Annotated in this window: 1 protein-coding gene and 3 pseudogenes; all 4 read right to left on the bottom strand. The window is 48.5% G+C overall.

The features are described from left to right. Positions 1–256 precede the first annotated feature (256 nt). Positions 257–433 (bottom strand): annotated as a pseudogene (locus DFR44_RS11795) (YadA-like family protein); the annotation flags it as partial. A gap of 72 nt (positions 434–505) precedes the next feature. Next, positions 506–3,685, bottom strand: a pseudogene (locus DFR44_RS11790) (YadA family autotransporter adhesin); the annotation flags it as partial. 258 nt (positions 3,686–3,943) lie between these two features. Beyond that, positions 3,944–4,948: pseudogene (locus tag DFR44_RS11785) on the bottom strand (ESPR-type extended signal peptide-containing protein); the annotation flags it as partial. Positions 4,949–5,593: 645 nt separating this feature from the next. Continuing rightward, the gene (locus tag DFR44_RS06925) at positions 5,594–6,646 is read right to left on the bottom strand and encodes a PLP-dependent cysteine synthase family protein (protein WP_133620486.1); all 1,053 of its coding nucleotides are present in this window, start codon (positions 6,644–6,646) and stop codon (positions 5,594–5,596) included. Positions 6,647–6,681: the final 35 nt, after the last annotated feature.

The raw sequence follows: 6,681 nt of genomic DNA, 5'->3' as shown, positions 1-6,681 counted from the left end.
ATTAACAAAATCCCCCGTTTTTAAATACGTGGACTTAAGTTCAGGGAAGCGGACGGCTGCAGAATCCTGCGCCGTGTTTTGCGCCTGCGCGCCCATAGCGAATAAAGACAAAACCAAGGCTGCGGCGGATATCAGTTGTTGATGTGTTTTCATTTTTAAATCCTTTAAACTTCAATTGAGCTTTGAGGCTACATTTGATTATTGGTGAACACCACAGTGTTGGGGAGGCGGTCAAGCCTCCCTCTTTTCATACCAATTAGTCTCCAATAATTCCCGCAACACCTATGCGAGCATTAACCCCACCTTTATCAGAGCCTGCCACACCGCCCGATATTGACCAGCGACCATTATCCGCCGTTTTTCGCAATGAAACGCCCAGAGCTGTTTGTCCACCGCTATAACCAACACCTGAGTAATAGGTCAACTTACCTGGGATATAAGGAGCGGCTTCAAGCGCCAGTGAGGCCGCAATCCGCGCAGACAATTTATCATCCAAATCATTGAGCTTATTGTCAACATTTGCATTAATCGTGTTTGCCAAACTGCGCAACTGACTCACGTTCACTGCATCTGTATCTTCCGAGCCTGCGGCCACATTGGTGATGCGCCGCTCTGCACCTGCAGCACCGACAGACACCTCACCGACAGGCGTAGTGCCTGCGATAGCACCCGAACCTGGGTTGTACGCGGTATTGCTCAAAGTCGACCCATTCGCCACCGAATTCGAACCCAATGCGACAGAGTTGTCACTTGAGGCATTGGCATTGGTACCTAAAGCCATCGAATTGGTGCCGCTGGCGGTTGCGCCATTGCCTTGAGCCACTGCGTTGGTGCCGCTGGCAACCGCATTGGGGCCAAATGCCATCGAATTGGTACCGCTCGCCACCGAATCGGTTTCCGTTGATTTGACATGAACATATTTCAACTCCGTCGTTGCGCCCAATTTTGGAGCCAATGAGGATACGGTCGTTGACAACGAAGCTATCGCACTGCTGTTTGTACTCAAGCCTGTCGAAGTGCTCGTTGACAATGAAGCCACCGCGCTATCGGTTGTGCTAAAGCCTGTCGAAGTCAATGTCGACAACGAAGCCACTGTGCTGCCCGACGAACTCAAAGAACCGCCTGTTGTATTCAGAGATGACACTACCGTTGACAATGAGGCCACCGCACTATTCGTCGTACTCAAGCCTGTTGATAAAGAGCCTATTGAAACGATGGTCAATGTCGACAGAGATGCAATCGCAGTATTTGTGAAAGTGAAGCCTGTCGATGTCAAAGTTGACAGTGAAGCCACCGCGCTGTTGGTTGTGCTAAAGCCAGTTGAGCTCAAGGTTGACAATGATGCAATCGAGCTATCTGCTGTACTCAACACGGTTGATGCCGCAGTAGAGACGACGGTTGACAACGAGGCCACTGCACTATTGGTTGAACTCAAGCCAGTCGAAGTCACCGTTGACAATGAAGCCACCGCGCTGTTAGTCGTACTCAAACCTGTCGAGGTCACTGTAGACAACGAGGCCACCGAACTATTGGTCGTGCTTAAGCCAGTTGATGTCACCGTTGACAACGAAGCCACCGAGCTATTGGCCGCACTTAAGCCCGTCGAAGTCACCGTTGACAATGAAGCCACCGAACTATTGGTTGCACTCAAGGCCGTTGAGCTGACGGTAGACAATGAGGCAATCGCACTGTTCGATGAACTCAATGACGTTGAAGTCATGGACGACACAACCGTTGACAACGATGCGACTGAACTGCTGGTTGTGCTCAGACCTGTTGACAACGAAGCCACCGAACTATTGGTTGCACTCAAACCTGTTGAGGCCACTGTAGACAACGAAGCGATTGAACTGTTGGTTGTGCTCAAGCCTGTTGACAATGAAGCCACCGAACTACCCACAGCACTTAAACCTGTTGAAGTCACTGTCGACAACGAAGCGACTGAACTGTTGGTTGTGCTCAAGCCTGTTGAAGTCACAGTCGACAATGAAGCCACCGAACTACCCGTTGCACTCAAACTTGTTGACGTCACTGTCGACAACGAAGCGACTGAACTGTTGGCTGCGCTCAAGCCTGTTGAAGTCACAGTCGACAATGAAGCGACTGAACTATCCGTTGCACTTAAGCCTGTTGAAGTCACTGTAGACAACGAGGCAATCGCGCTATTGGATGAGGCCACGGTCATTGAAGACACCACCGTTGACAACGAAGCGACTGAACTGTTACTTGCACTCAAACCTGACGATGTCACTGTAGACAACGAGGCAATCGCACTATTGGATGACGCCACCGTCATTGAAGACACCACTGTTGACAACGAAGCCACCGAACTATTGGTTGTGCTCAAGCCTGTAGACAAGGAAGCCACTGAGCTACCCGTTGCGCTCAAACCTGTTGACAATGAAGCCACTGAACTATTGGTCGAGCTAAAGCTTGTTGAAGTCAATGTCGACAACGAAGCCACTGAACTGCTGGTTGTGCTCAAGCCTGTTGAGGTCACACTCGACAATGAAGCAATCGAACTATCGGTTGTGCTCAAAGCGGTTGAGGTCACAGTTGACAACGAAGCGACTGAACTGTTACTTGCACTCAAACCTGATGATGTCACTGTAGACAACGAGGCAATTGCGCTATTGGATGAGCCTATTGTCATTGAAGACACCACCGTTGACAACGAAGCCACCGAACTATTGGTTGTACTCAAACCTGTTGACAAAGAGGTCACTGAACTGACTGTTGCGCTCAAACCTGTTGACAATGAAGCCACTGAACTATTGGTCGAGCTAAAGCTTGTTGAAGTCAATGTCGACAACGAAGCCACCGAACTGCTGGTTGTGCTCAAGCCTGTTGAGGTCACACTCGACAATGAAGCGACCGAACTATCCGTTGCGCTCAAACCTGACGATGTCACTGTAGACAGTGAGGCAATCGCACTATTGGATGACGCCACGGTCATTGAAGACACCACCGTTGACAACGAGGCGACTGAACTGTTGCTTGCACTCAAACCTGACGATGTCACTGTAGACAACGAGGCAATTGCACTGTTTGATGACGCAGTTGTCATTGAAGACACCACCGTTGACAATGAAGCCACCGAACTATTGGTTGTGCTCAAACCTGTAGACAAGGAAGTCACTGAACTACCCGTTGAACTCAAACCTGTTGACAGCGAAGCCACTGAGCTATTGGTCGAGCTAAAGCTTGTTGAAGTCAATGTCGACAGCGAAGCGACTGAGCTGCTGGTTGTACTCAAGCCTGTTGAGGTCACACTCGACAGCGAAGCAACCGAGCTGTCCGTCGTGCTTAAACCTGTTGACAACGAAGCCACTGAACTGTTCGTTGCGCTCAAGCCCGTCGATGTTGCGGTTGATAAAGAGGCAATGGCGCTGTTGCTCACACTCAAGCCTGTTGATGACGCCGTTGACAATGACGCAACCGAGCTATTCGCCGCGCTCAAGCCTGTTGAAGTCACTGTGGACAAAGAAGCGATTGAACTTTGAGTAATCGACAAGACCGAATACAACTGTGAACCGTTAATGGCATCGGTTGAAGTCGAATTGATTGCACCTGGCGCCACATTAACGATTTGACGCTCGGCACCCGCAGCACCGACAGAGACCACGCCGACCGAAGTGCCCGCAAAGCCTCCATAAACGACAGTACCCACGGTGGCATTATTGACTTGTACGAATTGTTTATCGGCGGAGTTGTTGCCTAAAATAACATTACCGTTAACGGTGTTACCCGCTGCGGTGACGCTGACGTTGCTGCCAATGACAAACGTGTTATCGACAGTAATATTATTGTCATTACCCAAAGAATATGAATTATTGCCCGTGATGGTGGTTGGGTCACCAATTGCACCCGAGCCAGAACCTGAAACTGTATTTTGGTAGCCAATACTAATTGAACGATCGGCCGTTGCTTTAGCAAATGAGCCTATAGCTAAAGAGTTAGCTCCCGCTGCCGTTGCCGTTGCACCGAATGCAATTGCACTTAAACCTGTGCTTTGACTAAGAGTGCCAATCGAAACCCCTCCATCCTGCGAAGCGGAAGCGCGACGACCAAACGCAATAGAACCAAGTCCTGAGGAAAAGGCACGCACTCCTAGTGCAACAGAAGAATCACCCGATGCAAGCCCGTTCGGTCCAATAGAAATTGAACTTGCACCACTAGCTGTTGTCGATGTACCAGCCCCAATTGACCATTGACCTGACGCATACGTATTGCTACCTAAAGCCATGCTAGACAAGCTCAGAGCAGTTACCGTAGAGCCGATGGCTATAGAACTCGATCCATAACCACCAGCATTGTAACCTACTGAAACAGCACCAGCTTGAACTGCTTCTGACTTCGAACCAAGCACCACAGTCCCTAGCCCTGACGCACTTGATTCCCGACCAATCGCGATGCTATCGGTGCTCAAAGCTGTCGCTGTCCCACCCAGTGCAATTGCCCCAATCCCATTATTTTTCGCGGTCCAACCAATCGTAATCGATTCGGTCTGTAATCCACTTGAACCACCACCAATTGTGATAGTCCCCTGCCCAGCAGTCCAAGCATGATTACCTATCGCAATTGAGTGCGCACCTGTAGCGGTTGGCGTATCACCAATCGCCACCGCACTGTTAGCACTTGCGGTCGCATCGGGACCAATCGCGACTGCGCTAGTTGATGCTAACGGAGTAAAAGATGCACTTGGCCCAATCGCAACACCGCCTGCAGCTGCCGAACCAAAGCCGTTTGTAAACTGCGCCTGCACGGGTGCGGACGTAAAGACAATGACACCCGACAGCAACGCTCCAATGACGACACTCAACCGCAACCTTGTCGTGACTGGGGATAAAACAGCCCCCGTTTTTTTCCCTCCACTCTTAGCGACCTCACTCACAGCCACCCATGCACCGATGAACTCATTGTAAATGCTTCTATAGTTCTTATTCATTTTGCACTCTCCATCCAATTTAGAAACCAAAAACAAATTGAAAAAAGCAACCGCCCTAAAAATACCGTGCGTGCCTCCCTATAAACAACAAAAAAACGAAAACCAACTAAATAATGAAATATAAGTATTATCCACATTTGGTTTTGATTTTAACGTGTTTTTACTTATTGTCAAATGTTTTTTACTTTTTATTTAAATTTATTATTTATCTTTGCTTGTTTTGCATAAAGGGTTAACCAACCGGGTTTTTTAATGATAAATATTTCATGCGCGTTAGAGCTGACTTACCTTTTAGCGCGGTAACATGAGTGACGCCTACACTTTACAAAACACAAAAAACATCAAGTAAGGTAAAAAGTATCTTAAAATAAATGAAATTGACAAATGAATCGCACGCAACTCGCCCATACACAGTCGCACATAGTGCATACCATGATGGTGATGGCGAATAAAACTACGGTTTTTTACTTGGCTCTACGTTTGAGTTTTTTATATTAATTCTTATCAAACTCGATTTTTTGAAATCGCCTACGCAAGCAACACATGGCCGCGTAGGCGATTGGATGAGAAGTTAAACAGCGGGTTAAAGGCGGGGATGCTCTTTCGCTACAAAAATCAACAACAAGCGACAGCGAACGATGACAATCAAGCCGAAGCCACAATGCGTTGAATCTCTTTTTCTTGCTGCTCAACAGCGCTGAGCAAGCTGCCCGATTGCAGCCACTCTTTACAATGATGGGTCGCGCGATAACGCTCTCCCGAATCACATATCAATGTGACAATTGAACCCGTCTCACCACGTTCACGCATCGTTTGCGCCAATTGCAAGACGGCATAAAAATTGGTGCCAGTTGACGGGCCTACACGTCGATTGAGCAGCGTTGACAATACGCGCATAGACGCGATACTTGCGCAATCGGGCACAGCGACCATATCATCAATTAATGTGCGTACAAACGACGGCTCGACACGCGGGCGACCAATCCCTTCAATGCGCGAACCAAATTCGGATGTGAGTGAGGCATCGCCTGTTTTCCAGTACGGATAAAAAACTGAGTGCTCAGGGTCGGCAACGCATACGTGTGTGTCGTAACCCTCATAGCGCACATAACGACCAATGGTCGCGCTGGTGCCGCCCGTCCCTGCCCCAATGACGATGTGACGTGGAATCGGATGCGCTTCCAAAGACATTTGCTTGAAAATAGACTCGGCAATATTGTTATTGCCACGCCAATCGGTCGCACGTTCAGCGTAAGTGAACTGATCCATAAAATGACCGTTCATCTCTTGCGCCAGTCGTTGTGAGGTGGGCACGATGTCGGCGGCGTGCTCGACAAAGTGACACTGTCCGCCATAAAACTCAATCGCTTGAATCTTATCCGCACTGGTGCTGCGTGGCATCACAGCGATAAAGGGCAACCCCAATAATCGCGCGAAATATGCTTCAGATACCGCCGTTGAACCACTGGATGATTCAATCACAGTGGTGTCTTGCTGAATCCAGCCATTACACAGCGCATACAAAAATAAAGAGCGCGCTAAGCGATGCTTTAAACTGCCTGTTGGGTGAGTCGATTCATCTTTAAAATAAAAATCAATATCGGGAAATGCGGCGAGTGGCAATCGAATCAAATGCGTATCCGCCGAACGTTGATAATCAGCGTTAATGGTTTGGATGGCTGTTTGTATCCAAGTCATGTTTTTTCCTACATAAAAATTAGTGTTTAAATTTA

This window comes from Hydromonas duriensis, from assembly GCF_004363775.1.
Classification (GTDB): domain Bacteria; phylum Pseudomonadota; class Gammaproteobacteria; order Burkholderiales; family Burkholderiaceae; genus Hydromonas; species Hydromonas duriensis.
This window is presented reverse-complemented; position numbering and strand designations above follow the sequence as displayed.

What these genes read in the sequence shown, in the direction of transcription:
- DFR44_RS06925 (WP_133620486.1), bottom strand. Translation starts at nt 6,646, where the DNA reads ATGACTTGGATACAAACAGCCATCCAAACCATTAACGCTGATTATCAA.